Origin of the sequence: Allobrachymonas sp. (genome assembly GCF_041912815.1) — a bacterium.
GTDB lineage: Bacteria > Pseudomonadota > Gammaproteobacteria > Burkholderiales > Burkholderiaceae_C > Brachymonas.
Window position 1 is genome coordinate 64,702 of record NZ_JAYRLV010000010.1, and the last position, 20,428, is coordinate 85,129.

The window sequence follows — 20,428 nt, forward strand, 5'->3', positions numbered from 1 at the left end:
TGGACTGCCATTGCACTTCTTCAAGGCTTCAAGGAGCATCCCTTCATGAGCGAACCCCTGCACATTGTGTGCCCCCACTGTCATACCACCAACCGCATCGCACCCGAGCAGCTCGGGCAGTCGCCCGACTGCGGCAAGTGCCATCAGCCCCTGTTCACAGGGCACCCGGTGGCGCTCGATGACGAGGCCACCTTCGATCGACACATCTCCCGGAGCCAGATTCCGGTGGTGGTGGATTTCTGGGCGCCCTGGTGCGGTCCCTGCCGCATGATGGCCCCTGCCTACGAGCAGGCTGCCCAGCTGCTGGAGCCCCACGTTCAGGTGGCCAAGGTCAACACGGAGGCGGCCCAGACGCTGGGCGCCAGGCACCAGATCCGCAGCATTCCCACTCTGGCGCTGTTTGTCGGAGGCCGTGAAGTGGCACGCCAGTCGGGGGCGCTCACGTCGCCGGCACAGATCGTGCAGTGGGTGCAGTCCCATCTGCCACGGTAAGCAGCAGCGTTTTTCCCCCTCGATTGGAGAACCCCATGGAAGACAGGAACGAAAAGATCCTCGACTACATCGACAGATTGGTGACAGAGGAAAAGGCCCTGCGCGACAAGCCCGTCAAGCCCGAGGCCGAACATGCACGCATGCGGCATCTGCAGGAGCAGCTGGATCAGTGCTGGGATCTGCTGCGCCAGCGCCGGGCGCGGCAGGAGTTCGGCGAGAACCCCGACGCGGCCTCGGTGCGCGATGCGGGGACGGTGGAGCGTTATACCGGCTGAGCCTCTGGCGGCAACAGGCAGCGCCCCTGCCGGGCCAGCTCCCGAAAACCCTGTGCCAGATGATCGAGCAGTTCCCGCACGGCGGGACGCATGCCCTGGCGGGAGGCATAGGCTGCCTGGATGACCCCGGTGGGGGCATGCCACCCAGGCAGCACCTGCACCAGCGTGCCTTGCTGGAGGGCTTCGTGCACGAACAGCCTGGGCAGTACGGCGCAGCCGAGTCCATCCAGTGCCGCCTGCAGCAGCGGCTGCATGTCGTCCACGACCAGGCGGGGCGTGACCAGCACTTCCTGCGGTTCGCCCGCCGCATTCCGCAGGCTCCAGCGATGGGCTTCCGGTGAGTTGCCCAGTCCGAGGGCGGGAAAGTCTCCGAGGTCGCTCGGATGCAGGGGCGGAGAGCGGTGCTGCAGCACCGCGGGCGCTGCCACCAGCAGGTGGGGACTGAGCGCGAGAGGGCGAACGATCTCTTCGGCAGGCAGAGCCGCATCCTGGGGACGCACGCGCAGCGCGATGTCCACGCCGTCTTCCCACACATCGACATTGCGGTTGGTGGCCGTCACGCGCAGCTGCACGCCGGGCCAGCGGTGCAGGAAGGTGTCGAGCATGGCCTGGGCCGCATGGCCGAGCAGCGCGGGCGGGCACGACAGCTGCACCCGCCCCAGCGGTTCCACCGTGCGGCTGGCAGCCAGGGATTCTGCGGCCCGGGCCTCGGCCACCAGCGCCCGGCAATGAGGGAGCAGTGCAGCTCCCGTGTCGGTCAGTGCAAAGCGGCGTGTGCTGCGCTGCAGCAGTCGCACCCCCAGTCGAGCTTCCAGCAGGGCGACGTGGCGGCTCAGGCGGGATTTGGGAATTCCCAGCACCCTGCTGGCCGCGGCAAAGCCCCCGTGCTCTACCACGGCGGCAAAGTAGGCATAGGCATTGAGATCGGTCATGGAGCGAGTCCTGGCAATCGAAGGCATGGGCACGCCATTATCGTTCCACGCATGGAACGCTGAAGACCACCATGGCGCCTTGTGGCAGGGCCTGCAGACAGCATGTACGGAGCATGACAGCGGAGCCGGTGGGCGGCTTCCGCGAGGGCAGGGCCTGCGACGCGGCGACATCCGGGCCGCGCGGCGCGGGGCTTCCTCTGCCTCTACAGAACCGAAAGGACACCTTCTCATGACCGATTCCAAACGCATCGTTGCCACCCGCCGTGCCCCCGCGCGCCACTGGGTGGGGGACGGTTTTCCCGTCCATGGCATGTTCGACTACAACGGCGCACAGGTGCCTGCGCGCAGCCCCTTCCTGCTGCTCGACTATGCGGCGCCCTGTGCCTTTGAGCCCCACACGGGCTACCGTCGCGGCGTGGGCCAGCACCCGCACAGGGGCTTCGAGACTGTGACTCTGGTGTACGACGGGGAGGTGGAGCACCGCGACTCGGCCGGGGGCGGAGGCGTCATCGGCAAGGGCGATGTGCAGTGGATGACGGCAGGGGCTGGATTGATGCACGAGGAATTCCATTCCGAGCGCTACAGCCGCACCGGAGGGCCGTTCGAGATGATTCAGCTCTGGGTCAATCTGCCTGCCCGCGACAAGATGACACCGCCGCGCTACCAGGCCATCACCGCCGACCGCATCCCCGAGGTGGCGCTGCCGGGCGGCGCGGGCACGATGCGCCTCGTGGCGGGCGAGTTCGCCGGGCAGCAGGGGCCGGCCCTCACCCATACCCCGATGCGGGTCTGGGACGTGACGCTCGCTGCCGGGGCTACCGTGTCCCTGCCGCAACCCGAGGGCTGGACGACGCTGCTGGTGGTGCGCAGCGGGGAGCTGGGCGTGCAGGGCCAGGCCACGCTCGAAGCCGCCGAGATGGCCACCCTCACCCCCGAGGGCACGGACGTGACGCTGCAGGCCCATGGGGATGCGGACGTGCATCTGCTGCTGCTCTCCGGCGAACCCATCGACGAGCCGGTGGTGGGCTATGGCCCCTTTGTGATGAACACGCGCGAGGAGATCGTGCAGGCGATCGACGACCTCCAGCAGGGACGCTTCGGCCGCATGGACGAATGACGGCCCGGTGCCCGGCACCGCAGCCGTCTTGAAATTGCGGGGACCTTCCCGATATGGAAGGTTCTGTCGCCGAAAGGCGGGGCGCATGGTGCGCCTCGCCTGTTTCCGTGACAGGACGAGGACCTCATGAAACGCATCATCCTGTTCCTGCTCACCAACGTGGCTGTGGTGGCCACGCTGGGCATCGTGACCAGCCTGCTGGGGGTCAACCGCTACCTCACGGCACAGGGCGTCAACTACGGCATGCTGCTGGCGTTTTCGTTCATCGTCGGCTTCACCGGCGCGATCATCTCGCTGCTGATGAGCAAGCCCATGGCCAAGGCCACCATGGGGCTGCACATGATCGACCAGCCCTCCAATGCCGACGAGGCCTGGATCGTCGAGACCGTGCGCCAGCTGGCTGACCGTGCCGGCATTGCCATGCCCGAAGTGGGGATCTACGAGGGCGAGGCCAACGCCTTTGCCACGGGCGCGTTCAAGAATTCGGCTCTGGTGGCGGTGTCCACGGGCCTGCTGCAGGGCATGACCAGGGAAGAAATCCAGGCCGTGCTCGGCCATGAAATCTCCCACGTGGCCAACGGCGACATGGTCACGCTCACGCTGGTTCAGGGGGTGGTGAACACCTTCGTAGTGTTCCTGAGCCGGGTGATCGGCTCGCTGGTCGACGGGGCCCTGCGCCGCAACAGCGACAGCGAGTCCGGGCCGGGCATTGCCTACACCATCACCACCATCGTGCTCGACATTCTGTTCGGATTTCTGGCTTCGATCATCGTGGCCTGGTTCAGCCGCCAGCGCGAGTTCCGGGCCGATGCCGGCTCGGCCCGTCTGCTGGGCAATCGCACCCCCATGATCCATGCACTGCAGCGCCTTGGTGGGATGCAGCCGGGCGAGCTGCCCAAGGGCATGCAGGCCTTCGGCATTGCCGGGGGGCTGGGCGAGCTGTTTGCCAGCCACCCGCCGCTGGAGGTGCGGATCGCGGCACTCCAGAAGCTGCAGGGATGAGCGGCAGGCGTGTGGAATGCCACAAGGCTCCTTGCGGGGCCTTGGTGATCGGGCAGCAGATACCGGGTCGGCCAGACCACCGGACAGCGAACAAGCCGCAGGGGCGCACAAGGCCCTGCGGCTTTTTTGTGGGGCCCCGTTGCCTGAGGTGGGCGGTGAGCGCTCAGGAAGGGAGCGTTTCGGCCGCGGGGGCGACGGAAGCGCTTGCCGTGACCGGCTGGGGCTGCGACCTGCGGGACGCCCGGGGTGCGCGGGAGCGGGCATGCGGCGCAGCCGGGGTCATGAGGGCCATCACTTCGGCCCAGTGCAGGATTTCGAGCCGGCCGTCGGGGTGCTCGGCCAGAGCGGTGAGGCTTTCCACCCAGTCGCCGTCGTTGGCGTAGAGCAGGCCATCCATGTCGCGCAGCTCGGCATGGTGGATGTGGCCGCAGACGACGCCATCGGCTCCGCGGCGGCGGGCTTCGCGTGCCACGGCATGCTCGAAGTCGCTCACGTAGCTCACGGCCCGCTTGACCTTGAGCTTGAGGTACTGGGACAGCGACCAGTAGGGCAGCCCGAGCCGCGCCCGCAGCGAGTTGAGGTGGCGGTTGAGGCGCAGGGTGAATTCGTACAGGCTGTCGCCGACATAGGCCAGCCAGCGGGCGCACTGGATCACGCCGTCGAACAGATCGCCGTGCGTGATCCACAGCCGGCGGCCATCGGCAGTGGTGTGCAGCCAGTCTTCGGCCACCTCGATGCCACCGAAGTTGTTGTTGCCGTAGGTGCGCGCGAATTCGTCGTGGTTGCCGGGGATGTAGATCACCCGGGTGCCCTTGCGGGCCTTGCGCAGCAGCTTCTGCACCACGTCGTTGTGGGTCTGCGGCCAGTGCCATGAGCGTCGCAGCTGCCAGCCGTCGATGATGTCGCCGACGAGGTACAGGGTTTCACTGTCGGTGTGGCGCAGGAAATGCAGCAGGGCATGGGCCTGGCAGTCCGGCAGGCCGAGGTGCACGTCCGAAATCCACAGGGTGCGAAAGCGTCGTACCGGCATGGCGTCTTCGGGAGACGAAGGCGCATGCGGGCGGGGAGCTGCATCGCCAGGGGCGCTGGGGTCCGGCATCGTCCGTGCCGCCACGGGGGCAGAGAGGAGGGCGCGTGCGGGGGCGAAGGAGGGGAAGGTGCATCCGGGCCGTGTCATGCAGGGGATGGTGGCAAGCTCCTGTGATGGTCGTGTGGCAGAACGATGAAACCGGCGTGACGTGGTGCCAGCGCCCAGGCCTGCCGCGGGGAAGGGCTCCGGCCCGAAATGCACACGGCCTGCCCCTGAAAGGGCCGGATCGGCGCTCCAGGAGCAGGCCGTGGCCCGCTTGCAGGGGAATGGGGAAGGGCAGGCCGCTGCGGTGGGCGGCCGGTGCGTCCTCAGGCGGGGAGGAAGCCGTCGATCGACAGGTAGCGCTCTCCCGTGTCGTAGTTGAAGCCCAGCACCCGTGCCTGGGCAGGCAGCTCGGGGAGCTTCTGGGCAATGGCGGCCAGGGTGGCGCCGCTGCTGATGCCCACGAGCAGGCCTTCCTGCGTGGCGGCCCGCCGGGCGTATTCCATGGCGCTCGGGCCATCGACCTGGATGGTGCCGTCGAGCAGGCTGACGTCGAGGTTGCGCGGGATGAACCCTGCGCCGATGCCCTGCAGCGGGTGGGGGCCGGGCTGGCCGCCGCTGATGACCGGGGACTGCGTGGGTTCCACGGCAAACACCTTGAGCTGCGGCCATGCCTGCTTGAGCACGCGGGCCACGCCCGTGAGGTGGCCGCCCGTACCCACGCCGGTGACGAGCGCATCGAGCCCCTCGGGGAAGTCGGCCAGGATTTCCTGGGCGGTGGTGCGGGAGTGAATCTCGGGGTTGGCAGGGTTGTCGAACTGCTGCGGAATCCACGCCCCCGGGGTCTGGGCAGCGAGCTCCTCGGCGCGGGCGATGGCGCCCTTCATGCCCTTTTCGCGCGGGGTGAGGTCGAACTGTGCGCCGTAGGCCAGCATCAGGCGGCGGCGTTCGATGCTCATGCTCTCGGGCATCACCAGAATGAGCCGATAGCCTTTGACTGCGGCCACCATGGCCAGCCCCACACCGGTGTTGCCGCTGGTGGGCTCGATGATGGTGGCGCCGGGCTTGAGCTGTCCGGCGGCCTCGGCGGCCTCGATCATGCTCAGGGCAATGCGGTCCTTGAGGCTGCCGGCGGGGTTGAAGCGTTCGGCCTTGATCCAGACCTCGCGCTCGGGGAACAGGCGCGAGAAACGGATGTGCGGCGTGCGGCCAATGGTGTCGAGTACGGATGCGGCTTTCATGGGATGTCCTTTCGGTAGGGGGCTGCCGGCCGGGCCCATCTGGGTGGCTTGTGCAGGTGGACATCATTCTGCAGGTTTTGTTATGACTAATCCTCATGAAGTTACACCACAGCAGCGACGCCATGTTGGCCATTCCCCTACTGTTTTCATGGGATTTGAAAGGCCCGTTTTTCCCCCTGCACGGCGGCGCGTGTCGTGCAGGGTGGCTTGAAGCCCGGCGAGGGTGCAGGGCACAATCGGCCCATGCACGATTCCGACCCTTCCAGCGCCGCACCTTCTCCTGCAGTCCCCACGTCGCAGGAGGGGGAGGGTTTCTCGCTTGCGGCCGATGCCGAGGCGCGTTCCCGCGACAAGGCCCGCGAGTTGCGCCGCATGAAGCGCATTGCCCTGGCCGCCCTGCTGGGGGCCGTGGCGCTGCTCGCACTCAGCCATGTGTTCCATCGCCAGGGCGTGTGGGGCTGGGTGGGGGCGTTTGCCGAGGCGGCCACCGTGGGCGCGCTGGCCGACTGGTTCGCGGTCGTGGCGCTGTTTCGGCATCCGCTGGGACTGCCGATCCCGCACACCGCCATCATTCCGCGCAACCAGCAGCGCATTGCCGACAATCTGGCGCAGTTCGTGCGCGACAAGTTTCTGGACAAGCGCGTGCTGCTGCCGCGCATCGAAGCATTCAACCCCGCACGCAAGCTCGGCGAGTTTCTGTCCGAGCCCGCCCGGGTGCAGACGCTCGCGGGCCAGCTCCGGCGCTGGGCGGCCCAGGCCGTGGAGGCGCTGGACGATCCGGCCGTGGAACGCGATCTCACGGCCGTGGTCAAGCGCCAGCTGCACGAGTGGAACGCCGCGCCCACCGCGGCCCATCTGGTGCAGCAGCTCACCGAGGGAGGGCATCACGAACGCGTGCTCGATGCCGCGCTGGCCCGCATCGGCGAGTGGGTGGGGTCTCCCGACATCCGCACGCTCATCGCCGACAAGATGATGGGCATGGCGCGGCGCGAGTACCCCCGCATGACCTGGTTCACCGACAAGCTCGACTACACCGAGGACATTGCCGACCGCCTGGCCGATCGGCTGGCCCAGGCGCTCATCGACGAGCTGCTCGACGTGCTGCACGACCCCACGCATCCGCTGCGCGTGCGCTACCGCGACGAGGTGGCCGGCATGGTAGCGCGGCTCGACACGGACGAGGATCTGCAGCGCAGGGTGCAGCAGCTCAAGACCCAGCTGCTCCTGCATCCGGCCTTGCAGAGCTATGTGCGGGAGCTGTGGGCGCGGTTTCGCCAGTGGCTGCACCGCGATCTCGACGATCCCGACTCCGCCATTGCGCGGCAGTTTGCCGTGCATGCCGCGCGGTTCGGGGAGCGGCTGCGGACCGATCCGGTCTGGCAGCAGGCTGCCAATGCACAGCTGCGCATCGCGGTGGAGCATCTGGCCGACCGGCTTCGCGACGTGGCGCCGGAGCACATCCGCCGAACCGTGCAGGAGTGGGATGCGCGCTACATGGTGCAGGAGATCGAACGCAGCGTGGGGCGTGACCTGCAGTTCATCCGGCTCAACGGGACGCTGGTCGGGGGGCTGGCCGGGCTGGCGCTGTATGCCTGCTTCCATCTGCTGCCTGCCCTGGCGGGAGGCTGAAGCCACAGCGGGCCCGATGGCAGGGACATGCTCCGGCCGGAATCGTCACCGGGGCAGGAAGGCGTGCCCCACGGCCAGCACGGCCAGTGCGCACGCCGCCGCCACCAGGTCATCCCACATGATGCCCCAGCCGCCGCGCCAGCCACCGCCCTTGAAGACCTGGTCGGCCCAGTGCACGGGCTGCGGCTTGACCGCGTCAAAGAACCGGAAGGATGCAAAGGCAGCCAGCTGCCAGAGCCAGGCAGCGCGGCTCCACGGTGCAGGCGCCCACACGATCTCCAGCACCCAGAGCATCAGCCAGAAGGCCGCCACCTCGTCCCAGACCACGCAGCCGGGGTCCGACATGCGCAGATCCCGCGCACTCACGGTGCATGCCCACCAGCCGACCGGAATGCTGACCACCACCAGCACACCGCCCCACACCGGCGACAGGCCGGCGGCCTGCAGCAGCACCCAGATGGCCCAGGCCCACAGCGTGCCTGCCGTGCCGGGGGCCTTGGGGCTCAGGCCGGAGCCGGCTCCCAGCCCCAGAAAATGCGCGGGATGGGCGAGGACGAAGGACCAGGTGGGGCGCCGAGGCGCACCGTCTGCGGCTGAAGGGGACGGGGAGTCTTGCATGGGGCGATTGTCGCAGAGCAGCGCACTGCCAGTGCGGCAGTGCGCGCACTGGGGCGTGCATCATCTGCGTGGGGAGGGTGGTGCAAAGTGGTCGAAGCCGTGTCCGGCCAGGGCGTGCGTGCGACCATGCAGGTCTGTCCAGCGCAGGCCCGGTGTGGCGTCGATGGTGCCGATGCAGGTGCATGCCACTCCGGCGGCTGCGGCGGCGGCCGCCACGTCGGCCTGTCGATGGGGGGGGGCGGTGAAGATCAGTTCGTAGTCATCGCCGCCTGCCAGGGCGAGCTGCAGCGCCCAGTCTGGATCGTGCGCCCGGGCGGCGGGACACGCAGCCGCCAGCAGCCCCCCGCCGTCCGGTCGGCAGGCCTGCAAAGTGGCTCCTGTGCCCGATGCCACCAGCAGGTGGCCGATATCGCCCTGCAGCCCGTCACTCAGATCCAGGCAGGCACTGGCCACGCCGCGCAGCGCCATGCCCAGCGCCACGCGGGGGAGGGGGCATTCCAGCCGGTCCCGCGTGGCAGCGAGGAGCGCCTGGCGCTGGGGCGCCTGCAGCCGGGCCATGCGGTCGGCATCGGCGGCCGGGAGAGGCTGGTGCCGCTGGGCCAGAAGCAGGTGCAGCGCCAGGCGGGCATCGCCGAGTCCGCCCCCGGCGGGGTGGCTGGCGTAGATCCGGTCGCCGGGCTGGGCCCCCCGGCGCAGCAGAGCGGCGCCCCGGGGCACTTCCCCGAGGACGGTGAGGCTCAGGGTGAGCGGGCCGCGCGTGGTGTCGCCGCCGAGCAGGTCGCAGGCGTGGGTATCCGCCAGGGTCAGGAGCCCCCGGGCAAAGCGGCCCAGCCAGTCGTCCTCGGCGGCAGGCAGGGCCAGCGCCAGACTGAAGGCGAGGGGACGGGCACCGCTGGCAGCCAGGTCACTCAGGTTGACTGCCAGTGCCTTGTGGCCCAGGCGCTCCGGCGCCACATCGTCAAAGAAATGCTGCCCGGCCACCAGCATGTCGGTGGAAAGGGCCAGGTCATGGCCCTCCCTCGGGCGCAGGAGTGCGCAGTCATCTCCGATGCCGAGCAGGGTGTGGTGCAGGGCATGGCCGGGCCGCGCGAAGTGGCGGGCAATGAGCGCGAACTCTCCGGTGCCGGTGCTGGCCAGGGGCACGGCAGATGCATCGGGCAGGGGGGGCGGAGACAGCAGAGTGCTCATGCCGCATCATCCGGCGGTGGAGCGGACCTGCGCGTGCGGGGCGGGAACATGAACGTGAGCGGGGCCTGCCGCATCCGGTAGAACAGCGCCGAACGAATGCGTCTGCGGTCGAGTCGAGGCACGTCATGGGCGGTCAGCGCCGTGCGGAACGCCAGGTAAAAGCTCACCCCCACATTGATCGGCCCCACCAGCGCTACGCCTGCCACTGCCAGCCAGAAGTCGGTGCGATGCACCACCTGCAGGCCCAGCGACTCGATGGCCGCCGCCAGCTGCCCGGCTGCGATGGTCACGTGGCGCACTTCGAGCTCCAGCCCGAAGAACAGCGCCACCGCCGGCACCAGCCCCAGCAGCAGACCCAGCGAGATGTTGGCTGCCAGCCCCGAGATGTTCCGTCGCCACCAGGCGGCCCAGCGCAGGGCGCGCGCCGGCCCCAGCCGGGCAATCGAGCGAGGATGGTAGGCAATGGACGAGTCCAGCCGGTGGAACACGAACCAGTTCTCTGCCCAGCCCGCGATGATGCTGGAGGCAAACAGCATCACCCCGGTCGCGGCCGCGAACAGCGTGGTCGGCCCCAGCACGCTCAGGCTGTGCAGGGTCTTTTCCGCATAGGCCGGGGCGATCATGCTGTGCCCCAGCACGTGGCGCAGGGCGGCCGACAGCAGCAGCACGGTCGGCATGACGGCCACCAGGTTGCCGATCACGGCCGCCACCTGGCTGCGGATGAGGTGCGCTACCTCGTCGACGAATCCATCGACCGCATTGGGCCGGCCCATGTCCTTGAGCCGTGCCGCCATGGCCGGCGCCGTGACGGCCGGCTGCTTGGTGGCCACGGTCCAGTGCAGGAGCTGGATGAGCACGAACACTACCGCGTAGTTGAGACCCGCCGCCAGCCCGCTCCAGAAGATCGACAGCGCCAGGGCCGTGAGCACGAACTTGGTCCACACCGCAAAGCCCATCGCGAAGCCGCCGCCGAGTGCGTGGCCGAACAGCACACGCCAGTCGTGCGTGTTGCGGGTGATGTAGGCCTCGCCGCTTTCCGCATGGCGCTCGGCGATCTTGGAGGCCACGAGGTGGGCATTGTGGTGCCAGAGCTTGCGCACACTGCGCCGCTCGCGGCCGATGACCACCAGCTTGGCCAGCAGCCGCACGTTGGCATGGTCGGGTTCCTCGCTCAGCAGGCAGTCGAGCAGGTCGTGCACCCGCTGCACCCGGTCCCTGAACTGGCGCAGCATGAACACGATGCCCACCGACACGCCATGCTTGTCGAGGTGGCCATACACCGTACTCATGGCCGCGCGGCAGGCCAGCAGCTGCTGGCGCAGGGCCTGCGCGGCATCCTGCGTGAGCCTGGGTTCGCGGCCGTGGAGCCGGATCGTGCGGCTGAAGCGTGCGCGCACTTCCGGCAGGCGGTGAAAGGCCTCCAGAGTCTGCCCGTCGTGCGTCATGCGCACCCGGATATCGTTGGCGAACCCGATCGCCGTGATCTGGCTCACCGTGTACGTGATGGCTTCCAGGAGCTTGCCCTGCCAGTAGCTCAGCACGCCGTAGGGCCTGGAGGACGGTGCAGCCGAAGCAGGAGGAACTGCCTGCACCGGCGCATCGCCTGCAGGCGGGTCCGCCGGCAGCGAAAACAGCAGCGTGTCGAGCTGGTCGAGCAGGCCCGGGTCGAGCGCCCGTAGCCACTGGGCATCGAAGCCGTGGGGCAGCAGCAGCTCGAAGAGCTCGGACAGATCGGTCGTCTCCGGCGTCACCGGCATGAACTTGCGCGAGATGCGGTGCCGCAGCTCGCTCAGAAAGGCCGTGCGCGGCGCAAAGCCAAAATCCGCCAGCAGGGGCGTGACATCCACTTCGGAGAGAAAGCGCAGCCACCACGCCCGCCAGCGCGGCAGCCAGTCGGGCTGGCGCTGCGCCGCAGCCACGATCTGGCGCACATGGCCGACGGCGGTCTGCACGTCGCGGCCCTCGCCCCGGATCCAGGCCAGCAGGTCATACAGCCAGAGGTGGCGATGCACCATGTCCGCCTGCGGATCCAGGGCATCGAGCAGGCGCTGCAGATCGGGAGGAGTGTCGGTGTGCTTCATGGGCGACTAGGCGGTGATCTGCGGGAGGGACGGTGTTCAGTGCAGCGTATGGGGCGCACGCACATGCACGCCGGCCACCAGCACGAAGGGAGTGATCGGGGCATCGAAGCGGGTGCCATCCTCGGCCACGCAGAACAGACTCCCCTGCATGCGCCCCTCGGGCGTAGGCAGGGGCGTGCCGCTGGTGTAGTCGAAGCTCTCGCCCGGCTCCAGGAGCGGCTGGTGCCCGACCACGGCCAGACCCTGCACCTCCTGCACATGCCCCGTGCCATCGGTGATGATCCAGTGCCTGGCAATGACCTGTGCCGCCATCTGGCCCGTGTTGGTGATCGTCACATGGTAGGCAAACAGAAAGCGGCCCTCGTCCGGCGCCGATTCGGAAGGCAGATACTCGGGCTCCACACGGATCGTCATCTGGTACGCCGCAGGGTCTGCGGAAAGAGGGGCATCGGTGGACATGGTGAGAACTGCTTCGAGGTAAAAGAAAGAAGGAAAAGGAGGGCGGTCGGGCTTGGTGCGCCACCCGTCCGAGGGTTCGGAGGCTCTGCGACAATACCGGCATGACGACCTTCCGCATTGCCCCCTCCATCCTCTCGGCCGACTTTGCACGCCTCGGCGAGGAAGTCCGCGACGTCATCGCCGCCGGTGCCGACTGGATCCATTTTGACGTGATGGACAACCATTATGTCCCCAACCTCACTTTTGGCCCCATGGTCCTGCAGGCCATCCAGCCGCATGCCTGTCGCCCCGACGGCAGCCGCGTTCCGCTCGACGTGCACATGATGGTGCAGCCCGTCGACGCGCTCGCCCAGGCCTTCGCCCAGGCCGGAGCCGACCTCATCAGCTTCCACCCCGACGCCACCCCGCACGCCCATCGCAGCGTGCAGGCCATCAAGGCCGCCGGGTGCCAGGCCGGAGTGGTGTTCAATCCCTCCGCCCCTCTCGATGTGCTCGACTGGCTCATCGACGACATCGACCTCATCCTCATCATGAGCGTCAACCCCGGCTTCGGGGGGCAGAGCTTCATCGACAGCGCCCTGCGCAAGATCGAGGCCGCGCGCCGCCGCATCGACGCCTCCGGGCGCGACATCCGCCTGGAAGTCGATGGCGGCATCAAGGTCGACAACATCCGCCGTGTGGCCGACGCCGGAGCCGACACCTTCGTGGCCGGCAGTGCCATCTTCGGCAAGCCCGACTACGCCGGCGTCATCCGCGCCATGCGCGAGGCCCTGGCATGAACGCGCCCCGCACGGGCATCTCCCTGCGCTGGCCGGGAGCCGAACGGCCGCTCGTGGTGCACGGGCTCATGATCGACCTCGACGGCACCCTGGCCAACACCCTGGGCGACTTCGACGCGGCCCTCAACGCCATGCTGCGCGATCTGGCCCTGCCGGCCATCGATGCGGACACCATCTCCCGCCTCGTCGGCAAGGGCAGCGAAAAGCTCGTGCGCAGCGTGCTCGTGTCGGTGGGCGCGGCACCGGCGCCCGACGCCCTCGATCCCGCCCTGTTCCAGCAGGCGTATGTCATCTACCAGCGCCACTACGCCGGCATCAACGGCCAGCACAGCGTGGCCTACCCCGGCGTGGCCGAAGGGCTCGCCGCCCTGTCCGCCACCGGCGTGCCCATGGCCTGCCTCACCAACAAGCCCCGAGCCCACGCCGAAACCCTGCTTGCCACCCTGGGCCTTACCCGGCACTTCTCGCAGGTGTTCGGCGGCGACTGCTTCGCCCGCAAGAAACCTGACCCGCTTCCGCTCATCGAGACCGCCCGTGCCCTCGGCGTGGCGCCCCAGGATGCCCTCATGCTCGGCGACTCCTCCAACGATTCCCAGGCCGCCCACGCAGCCGGCTCGCCCGTCCTGCTCGTCGAATACGGCTACAACCACGGCCATTCCATCCACGAGGTGCCGGCGCTCGGCTACCTGCGCAGCCTGGCCGACCTGCAGGTCGACACGGTCCGCGCATGACCAGCGGCCTCCCGCACGGCCATGCCCCGTACCCCCGGCAGTCTGGCGGGTGCGGGGCGCGGCAGCGTCATCCTTCTTCCAGTAATCTTCCATGACCCGAATCTGCATCATCGGTGCGGGCGCCATTGGCGGCTACCTCGGCACCCGGCTGGCCCTCACTGGCCGCGCCACCGTCTCGGCCGTGGCCCGCGGTGCCACGCTCGACGCCCTGCGCCATCACGGCTGGCGGCTTCGACTCGGTGGTGACACCCTCCAGGCCCCCGCCATCGCCAGTGACGATCCCGCCACCCTCGGCCCACAGGATCTGGTCATCCTGGCCGTCAAGGGCCCCGCGCTCGCACACATCGCCCGCCAGATGGCGCCGCTGCTGCATGCTTCCACCGTGATCCTGCCCGCCATGAACGGAGTGCCATGGTGGTTCGCACAAGGCGTTCCCGGCCTGCCCGACAGCCCCCTCGACAGCGTCGATCCCGGGGGTGTCATCTCCCGTGCCATTCCGCTGCGCCAGGTGGTGGGGGCCGTGCTCCACATGGGGGTGGCGGTGCTGGAGCCCGGTCTCGCGTGGCATCGCATGGGGCATGGCATCATCCTCGGCGAGCCGGGTGGGGGCTCCTCCGTGCGCCTGACGCATGTGGCCGGTCTGCTGCAGGCTGCCGGCATGGACGTCACCCTGTCCAACCATGTCCGCCGCGACATCTGGTACAAGCTCTGGGGCAACCTCACCATGAACCCCGTCTCGGCCCTGACCGGTGCCACCGTCGACCGCATCCTCGCCGACCCGCTGGTGCGCCATTTCTGCTCCGTCGCCATGGAAGAGGCCGCCCGCATCGGGCAGCGCATCGACTGTCCCATCGACCAGCCGCCCGAGGAGCGCCATGCCCTCACCGCCCGGCTGGGCGCCTTCAAGACCTCCATGCTCCAGGACGCCGAAGCCGGCCGCATGCTCGAACTCGACAGCATCGTCGGAGCCGTGCGCGAGCTGGGCCAGCGCCTTGGCGAGCCCACTCCGGCCATCGATGCGCTGCTGGGGCTCACCCGCCTGTTCGGACGTGTGCACGGCCTGTACCCAGAGCCCCACGTCGCCCCCGAGCACCTCACCTGACATTCCCCGTTTTTTGCTACACTGACCCGCATATGTTCGTTCACCGCATCATCCTCACAGGTTGCAGCGACCGGGGAGCCTGGCCCTGGCGATCCTTGGCAGCCCTCTCCCGGCTCCCCGCCTGAAGCGGAGCCGGTATCTTGGCGTGCGGCCAGTGCCTGTCGGCGGCCCGCGCTTCTGGATGACAATCACGCCTTGCCCCGCATCTGTCCGGCAGGGCGTCTGAGGTGATTTCCATGATGACCGAACTCGAATTCAACAGCCTGGCGGCCCAGGGCTATAACCGCATCCCCCTGATGCAGGAAGCCTTCGCCGATCTCGAAACCCCCCTGTCCCTCTACCTCAAGCTGGCCTATGTCGAATACGGCGGCGCGCGCAGCTTTCTGCTCGAATCCGTCGTCGGCGGCGAGCGCTTCGGACGCTACAGCTTCATCGGCCTGCCGGCGCACACTTTCCTGCGAGCCACGGGGTTCGGCAACGAGGCCCGCACCGAGGTCGTCACCGACGGCCGGGTCGTCGAGGTCGACCACGGCAATCCGCTCGACTTCATCGCACGCTACCAGTCCCGCTTCAAGGTCGCCGTCACCCCCGGCATGCCCCGCTTCTGCGGGGGGCTGGCCGGCTATTTCGGCTATGACGCCGTGCGCTACATCGAGAAGAAGCTCGCCTCCACCTGCCCGCCCGATGAAATCGGTACGCCCGACATCCTGCTGCTGCAGTGCGAGGAAGTCGCCGTCATCGACAACCTCTCCGGCAAGCTCTACCTGCTCGTCTATGCCGATCCCTCCCGGCCCGAAGCCTACGCGCAGGCGCAGCACCGCCTGCGCGAGCTGCGCGAGCGGCTCTCCCAGCCGGCCCTGCCGCCGGCTGCCGGGCGGTTCCAGTCCGAGCCGGTCGAGCGCCACTTTGCCAAGGCCGACTATCTGGCCGCCGTGCAGCGCGCCAAGGACCTGATCGCTGCGGGCGACTTCATGCAGGTGCAGGTAGGCCAGCGCATGGAAAAGCGCTTTGCCGCCCATCCGCTCAATCTCTACCGTGCCCTGCGCTCGCTCAACCCGAGCCCCTACATGTACTACTACCACTTCGGAGATTTCCAGGTGGTCGGGTCGTCGCCCGAAATTCTCGTGCGACACGAGCAGGACACCTCCGGCGAGCAGACCATCACCATCCGTCCGCTGGCTGGCACCCGTCCGCGCGGAGCCACGCCCGAGGCCGACCGTGCCGCCGAGCAGGAGCTCATCCACGATCCCAAGGAGCGTGCCGAGCACGTCATGCTCATCGACCTTGCCCGCAACGACATCGGTCGCATCGCCAAGACCGGTTCGGTCCAGGTCACCGAGGCCTTCGTGGTCGAGCGCTACAGCCACGTCATGCACATCGTCAGCAACGTGCAGGGCACACTGCAGGACGGCATGACCAGCATGGACGTATTCAAGGCCACTTTCCCCGCCGGCACCCTCACCGGGGCGCCCAAGGTGCATGCCATGGAGCTCATCGACCAGCTCGAACCCGTCAAGCGCGGCATCTACGGCGGTGCCTGCGGCTATCTCAGCTACGCCGGCGACATGGATCTCGCCATCGCCATCCGCACCGCGGTGGTCAAGGACGGCATGCTCTACGTGCAGGCTGCGGCCGGCGTCGTGGCCGACAGCATCCCCGAGATGGAATGGAAGGAAACCGAACACAAGGCCCGCGCGCTCCTGCGCGCCGCCGAACTGGTAGAGGAGGGCCTGCAATGAGCGCCACCAAGCTCCTGATGATCGACAACTACGACAGCTTCACCTACAACATCGTCCAGTATTTCGGCGAGCTTGGGGCCCATGTCGCAGTGCATCGCAACGACGAAATCAGCCTCGAACAACTCGACGACCTGTTCCGGCAGGGCGCCTTCGACCATCTCTGCATCTCGCCCGGCCCCTGCTCGCCCAACGAGGCCGGCGTGTCCGTGGCGGCCATTCGCCACTTTGCGGGCAAGCTGCCCATCCTCGGCGTCTGCCTGGGCCATCAGGCCATCGGTGCGGCCTTCGGGGGGCGCATCGTGCGGGCGCGCGAGCTCATGCACGGCAAGACCAGCGTCATCACCACCACCCAGACCGGCGTCTTCCGCGACCTGCCCCGGCAGTTCACCGTCAACCGCTACCACTCGCTGGCCATCGAGCGCGCCACCCTGCCGCCCGAGCTCGAAGTCACCGCCTGGACCGACGATGGCGAGATCATGGGCGTGCGTCACCGCACCCTGCCCATCGAGGGCGTGCAGTTCCACCCCGAGAGCATCCTGACCGAACACGGCCACGCCATGCTGCGCAACTTCCTGCAGACACCGGCATCTCCCGCATCAGAGGCCTGACATGCCCGACACCAGCCACCTGCTCATGTTCATGCTGGCCGGCCTGCTGCTCAATCTCACACCGGGCCCCGATGTGTTCTACATCATGGGACACAGCATGCGTGCCGGGCGCAGAGCCGGGCTGGTCGCCAGCGCAGGCGTCCTGACCGGCTGCCTGGTGCATGTGCTGCTCGCTGCAGCCGGGCTCAGTGCCCTGGTGGCCGCATCCCCTCTCGTGTTCTCCGTGCTCAAGGGGCTCGGCGCTGCCTATCTGGTCTACATCGGAGTGGGCATGCTGCGCACTCTCTGGCATCCCCTGCCCGAAGATGAGGCAGGGCAGGGCGCTGCATGGTCTTCGGGAAATCGCGTGTCGCTCTCGCGCATCTACCGGCAGGGATTCCTGTCCGACGTACTCAATCCCAAGACCGCCCTGTTTTTCCTTGCCTTCCTGCCGCAGTTCGTCACGCCCGGGACAGCCCATCCCGGCCTGGCCCTGCTGCTGCTCGGACTGCTCTTCACCTTCAACAGCGCCATTTTCTGTGCTCTCTGGGCCGTACTCACCGCGCGGCTCGGTGCCACGCGCACCCTGCGGCGCGCCATGCACTGGTTCGAGGGGCTGGCCGGTGCCGTCATCATTCTTTTTGGCCTGCGCGTGGCCTTCGCCGATGCGCCCGCCACCCATTGACTCTTTCCCGGAACGCTTCCCATGGAACCCGTACACATCACTCCCCAGCAGGCGCTCCAGCGCGTCATCGAACACCGCGAGATCTTCCATGACGAGATGCTGAGCCTCATGCGCCAGATCATGGCGGGCGAAGTGTCCCCCGTCATGACCGCCGCCCTCATCACCGGCCTGAGGGTCAAGAAGGAAACCATCGACGAAATCTCCGCTGCAGCCCGGGTCATGCGCGAGTTCTCCACCAAGGTCCACATCGCCGACACCACCCACCTGGTCGACATCGTGGGCACCGGGGGCGACGGAGCCCAGACCTTCAACATCAGCACCTGCGCCATGTTCGTGGTGGCCGCAGCGGGAGCCAAGGTCAGCAAGCACGGCGGCCGCAGCGTCAGCAGCAAGAGCGGCAGTGCCGACGTCATCGAGAGCCTGGGCGGCAGCCTGAACCTGTCGCCCGCCGCCATTGCGCGCAGCGTCGAGGAGTGCGGCATCGGCTTCATGTTCGCTCCCAACCATCACCCCGCCATGAAGAACGTCGCGGCCGTGCGGCGGGAGCTGGGCGTCAAGACCATCTTCAACATCCTCGGCCCACTCACCAATCCTGCCAGTGCCCCCAACATCCTCATGGGCGTCTTCCACGAGGATCTCGTCGGCATCCAGGTGCGTGTCCTGCAGGAGCTGGGTGCCGATCACGCCATCGTCGTCTATGGGCGTGACGGTCTCGACGAGGTCAGTCTCGGTGCCTCCACCCTGGTCGGTGAACTGCACCACGGCGTCATCTCCGAATACCAGATTCACCCCGAGGATTTCGGCCTGCGCATGGCCAGTGTGCGCCATCTGCGGGTGCGCACCCCCGAGGAATCGCGTGAAATGCTCCTGGGTGTGCTCGACGGCCAGCCCGGTCCCGCTCGCGACACCGTCATCCTCAACGCCGGTGTGGCCCTGTATGCCGCCAACGTGGCCGAGGACATCGGCGCCGGCATTGCACTGGCGCGGCAGGCCCTCGACAGCGGTGCTGCCCGGGCCCGGCTCGACCGTTTCGTCGCCGTCAGCCAGCAGCTCGGAGCGGCCTGACCATGCCCGCCTGGATGAGCGGAGACGGTGCCTGGATCGCCTTCGGCGTCACGGCAGTGACCCTCGTCATGGCCGTCGTCATGCATCGCGTCATCGTTCGGGTGCTCAAGTCACCCCCGCCCCCCGACACAGAGGAATGAATCCCACCATGTCCACCATCGACATCCTGCAGAAAATCGTCGCCGTCAAGGAACAGGAAGTGGCTGCGGCCCAGAAGCGCATCCCGCTCCAGGCTATGCGCGCGGACGCCGAAAGCCGTGTCCTGACGCGCGACTTCGCCGGAGCCATCCGTGCCAGGCTGGCGCAAGGACAGTCCGCCGTCATCGCCGAAATCAAGAAGGCCAGCCCCTCCAAGGGCGTGATTTGCCCCGATTTCTTCCCCTCCGACATCGCGCAAAGCTACGCCGAAGGCGACGGCACCATTTCCGCTGCCTGTCTGTCGGTCCTCACCGATCGTCAGTTCTTTCAGGGCATGCCGGACTACCTCAAGCAGGCCCGCGCCAGCTGTGACCTGCCCGTGCTGCGCAAGGATTTCATGATCGACCCCTACCAGATCTACGAATCCCGCAGCATGGGGGCCGATTGCATCCTGCTCATCGCCGCCTGTCTCGACGATGCCCGCATGCACGACTTTGCACAGATCGCCCATGCCCTCGACATGGCCACGCTGTTCGAGGTCCATGACCGCGAGGAGCTCCAGCGTGCGCTCCGTGTCATCGCCGACACCCGCCTGCGCAGCCACACCCTGCTGGGTGTCAACAACCGCAATCTGCGCACCTTCGAGGTGCGCATCGCCAACACCCTCGACATGCTGCCGGACATTCCGCAAGACCAGCTTTTCGTGACCGAGAGTGGCATCCTCACGCAGGAGGACGTACACACCATGCGCGCTGCCGGCGTCGACGCCTACCTGGTCGGCGAGGCCTTCATGCGTGCCCCCGAGCCAGGCAGGGCGCTTGCCATGCTGTTTGCCTGACGCCACATCCATTCGCCCGGAAGCTCGCATGCACAGGATTTTTCGGGCAGCTTCGAAAAACGGCAAAAACATGGCATAATTCAAATCTTGCTACGGAGAGGTGGCCGAGTGGTTAATGGCAGCAGACTGTAAATCTGCCGGTTTATACCTACGCTGGTTCGAATCCAGCCCTCTCCACCAGCTTACCTGAGCAGAGCTGCGGCGCTGCCGCGGTCCGGGTTCTTCGAACTCTGCCGTGTGCGGGAGTAGTTCAATGGTAGAACCTTAGCCTTCCAAGCTAATGACGCGGGTTCGATTCCCGTCTCCCGCTCCAGTTTGGGTTGTTCAGGTGGTTGTACAGATTTTGCCCATGTGGCTCAGTGGTAGAGCACTCCCTTGGTAAGGGAGAGGTCGCGGGTCCGATTCCCGCCATGGGCACCATTCATGGCCGTTCGAACCATGAGAGTGGTTTTGGCTGCCGTGGTTAGTAGTCTTTCACCCCTCATCGTTTTTCGGAGTCAAGCATGGCCAAGGAAAAATTCGAACGGACCAAGCCGCACGTGAACGTCGGCACCATCGGTCACGTGGACCACGGTAAAACCACCCTGACCGCAGCCATTGCCACCGTGCTGTCTGCCAAGTTCGGCGGTGAAGCCAAGAAGTACGACGAAATCGACGC

General features: G+C 67.5%; 22 protein-coding genes and 3 tRNA genes. 18 read left to right on the top strand and 7 right to left on the bottom strand.

Annotated features, from left to right (window positions below; genetic code table 11):
* Nucleotides 1–45: 45 nt before the first annotated feature.
* Both trxC and ACE3P9_RS08900 read left to right on the top strand, forming a co-directional pair.
* Entirely contained in the window at nucleotides 46–492 is a 447-nt protein-coding gene (gene trxC / locus ACE3P9_RS08895; RefSeq protein ID WP_374493452.1) for a thioredoxin TrxC, read from the top strand.
* A gap of 35 nt (nucleotides 493–527) precedes the next feature.
* Nucleotides 528–767, top strand: a complete 240-nt coding sequence (locus tag ACE3P9_RS08900) for a DUF2630 family protein (RefSeq protein WP_374493454.1) — start codon at nucleotides 528–530, stop codon at nucleotides 765–767.
* Here the strand turns inward: ACE3P9_RS08900 and ACE3P9_RS08905 are convergent.
* A complete protein-coding gene (locus ACE3P9_RS08905; protein ID WP_374493456.1) occupies nucleotides 755–1,699 on the bottom strand; it encodes a LysR substrate-binding domain-containing protein in 945 nt (314 codons plus the stop codon). The genes ACE3P9_RS08900 and ACE3P9_RS08905 overlap by 13 nt on opposite strands.
* Nucleotides 1,700–1,928: 229 nt before the next feature.
* Here ACE3P9_RS08905 and ACE3P9_RS08910 point away from each other — a divergent pair, with 229 nt between their 5' ends.
* Both ACE3P9_RS08910 and htpX read left to right on the top strand, forming a co-directional pair.
* The gene (locus tag ACE3P9_RS08910) at nucleotides 1,929–2,816 is read left to right on the top strand and encodes a pirin family protein (RefSeq protein ID WP_374493458.1); all 888 of its coding nucleotides are present in this window, start codon (nucleotides 1,929–1,931) and stop codon (nucleotides 2,814–2,816) included.
* Nucleotides 2,817–2,942: 126 nt separating this feature from the next.
* Nucleotides 2,943–3,818 (top strand): protease HtpX, encoded by an 876-nt coding sequence (gene htpX, locus ACE3P9_RS08915; protein ID WP_374493460.1) that lies wholly within the window; start codon nucleotides 2,943–2,945, stop codon nucleotides 3,816–3,818.
* Nucleotides 3,819–3,981: 163 nt separating this feature from the next.
* Here htpX and ACE3P9_RS08920 read toward each other — a convergent pair whose 3' ends face one another.
* Both ACE3P9_RS08920 and cysK read right to left on the bottom strand, forming a co-directional pair.
* Entirely contained in the window at nucleotides 3,982–4,848 is an 867-nt protein-coding gene (locus ACE3P9_RS08920) for a UDP-2,3-diacylglucosamine diphosphatase (RefSeq protein ID WP_374493492.1), read from the bottom strand.
* A gap of 368 nt (nucleotides 4,849–5,216) precedes the next feature.
* On the bottom strand, nucleotides 5,217–6,131 hold the full coding sequence (gene cysK, locus ACE3P9_RS08925) for a cysteine synthase A (RefSeq protein WP_374493462.1): 915 nt from the start codon (nucleotides 6,129–6,131) through the stop codon (nucleotides 5,217–5,219).
* A gap of 243 nt (nucleotides 6,132–6,374) precedes the next feature.
* On the opposite strand from cysK, the gene ACE3P9_RS08930 reads away from it, so the two are divergent.
* Nucleotides 6,375–7,760, top strand: a complete 1,386-nt coding sequence (locus ACE3P9_RS08930; RefSeq protein ID WP_374493463.1) for a DUF445 domain-containing protein — start codon at nucleotides 6,375–6,377, stop codon at nucleotides 7,758–7,760.
* A gap of 45 nt (nucleotides 7,761–7,805) precedes the next feature.
* Here the strand turns inward: ACE3P9_RS08930 and ACE3P9_RS08935 are convergent, their stop codons facing one another.
* Genes ACE3P9_RS08935 through apaG form a run of 4 tightly spaced genes read right to left on the bottom strand, consistent with a single transcriptional unit; the run spans nucleotide 7,806 to nucleotide 12,106 of the window.
* Complete coding sequence (locus ACE3P9_RS08935; protein WP_374493465.1) at nucleotides 7,806–8,378, bottom strand: phosphatidylglycerophosphatase A; 573 nt, start codon at nucleotides 8,376–8,378, stop codon at nucleotides 7,806–7,808.
* Nucleotides 8,379–8,438: 60 nt separating this feature from the next.
* Nucleotides 8,439–9,566 carry a thiamine-phosphate kinase gene (gene thiL / locus ACE3P9_RS08940; protein WP_374493467.1) on the bottom strand — a complete coding sequence of 376 codons (1,128 nt, stop codon included), beginning with the start codon at nucleotides 9,564–9,566 and terminating at the stop codon, nucleotides 8,439–8,441.
* Nucleotides 9,563–11,647 carry a site-specific recombinase gene (locus ACE3P9_RS08945; RefSeq protein ID WP_374493469.1) on the bottom strand — a complete coding sequence of 695 codons (2,085 nt, stop codon included), beginning with the start codon at nucleotides 11,645–11,647 and terminating at the stop codon, nucleotides 9,563–9,565. Before ACE3P9_RS08945 ends, thiL begins: the two co-directional genes overlap by 4 nt.
* Before the next feature lie 36 nt (nucleotides 11,648–11,683).
* On the bottom strand, nucleotides 11,684–12,106 hold the full coding sequence (apaG, locus tag ACE3P9_RS08950; RefSeq protein WP_374493471.1) for a Co2+/Mg2+ efflux protein ApaG: 423 nt from the start codon (nucleotides 12,104–12,106) through the stop codon (nucleotides 11,684–11,686).
* 101 nt (nucleotides 12,107–12,207) lie between these two features.
* Between apaG and rpe the strand changes: the two genes are divergently transcribed.
* The 13 genes from rpe to ACE3P9_RS09015 form a co-directional block, all read left to right on the top strand.
* Nucleotides 12,208–12,885, top strand: a complete 678-nt coding sequence (gene rpe, locus ACE3P9_RS08955) for a ribulose-phosphate 3-epimerase (protein WP_374493473.1) — start codon at nucleotides 12,208–12,210, stop codon at nucleotides 12,883–12,885.
* Nucleotides 12,882–13,616: a phosphoglycolate phosphatase gene (gene gph / locus ACE3P9_RS08960; RefSeq protein WP_374493475.1), complete on the top strand. Its 735-nt coding sequence runs from the start codon at nucleotides 12,882–12,884 to the stop codon at nucleotides 13,614–13,616. Before rpe ends, gph begins: the two co-directional genes overlap by 4 nt.
* A gap of 91 nt (nucleotides 13,617–13,707) precedes the next feature.
* Complete coding sequence (locus ACE3P9_RS08965) at nucleotides 13,708–14,718, top strand: 2-dehydropantoate 2-reductase (protein WP_374493476.1); 1,011 nt, start codon at nucleotides 13,708–13,710, stop codon at nucleotides 14,716–14,718.
* 236 nt (nucleotides 14,719–14,954) lie between these two features.
* Nucleotides 14,955–16,457: an anthranilate synthase component I gene (gene trpE / locus ACE3P9_RS08970; RefSeq protein ID WP_374493477.1), complete on the top strand. Its 1,503-nt coding sequence runs from the start codon at nucleotides 14,955–14,957 to the stop codon at nucleotides 16,455–16,457.
* On the top strand, nucleotides 16,454–17,065 hold the full coding sequence (locus ACE3P9_RS08975; RefSeq protein WP_374493479.1) for an aminodeoxychorismate/anthranilate synthase component II: 612 nt from the start codon (nucleotides 16,454–16,456) through the stop codon (nucleotides 17,063–17,065). The genes trpE and ACE3P9_RS08975 overlap by 4 nt, the downstream gene beginning before the upstream one ends.
* Nucleotide 17,066: 1 nt before the next feature.
* On the top strand, nucleotides 17,067–17,729 hold the full coding sequence (locus ACE3P9_RS08980; RefSeq protein WP_374493481.1) for a LysE family translocator: 663 nt from the start codon (nucleotides 17,067–17,069) through the stop codon (nucleotides 17,727–17,729).
* A gap of 21 nt (nucleotides 17,730–17,750) precedes the next feature.
* Nucleotides 17,751–18,794, top strand: coding sequence for an anthranilate phosphoribosyltransferase (gene trpD / locus ACE3P9_RS08985; RefSeq protein WP_374493483.1), 1,044 nt, complete (start codon nucleotides 17,751–17,753; stop codon nucleotides 18,792–18,794).
* A gap of 2 nt (nucleotides 18,795–18,796) precedes the next feature.
* On the top strand, nucleotides 18,797–18,934 hold the full coding sequence (locus ACE3P9_RS08990) for a hypothetical protein (RefSeq protein WP_374493484.1): 138 nt from the start codon (nucleotides 18,797–18,799) through the stop codon (nucleotides 18,932–18,934).
* An 8-nt stretch (nucleotides 18,935–18,942) separates the two neighbouring features.
* Nucleotides 18,943–19,770 carry an indole-3-glycerol phosphate synthase TrpC gene (trpC, locus tag ACE3P9_RS08995; RefSeq protein WP_374493485.1) on the top strand — a complete coding sequence of 276 codons (828 nt, stop codon included), beginning with the start codon at nucleotides 18,943–18,945 and terminating at the stop codon, nucleotides 19,768–19,770.
* A gap of 94 nt (nucleotides 19,771–19,864) precedes the next feature.
* Nucleotides 19,865–19,950 (top strand) — tRNA-Tyr (locus ACE3P9_RS09000).
* A gap of 59 nt (nucleotides 19,951–20,009) precedes the next feature.
* Nucleotides 20,010–20,083: transfer RNA gene (locus ACE3P9_RS09005), tRNA-Gly, on the top strand.
* A 32-nt stretch (nucleotides 20,084–20,115) separates the two neighbouring features.
* Nucleotides 20,116–20,190 (top strand) — tRNA-Thr (locus ACE3P9_RS09010).
* Between the two features lie 83 nt (nucleotides 20,191–20,273).
* Nucleotides 20,274–20,428 (top strand): GTP-binding protein (locus tag ACE3P9_RS09015; RefSeq protein ID WP_229656702.1); only part of this gene is annotated, 155 nt, incomplete at its 3' end.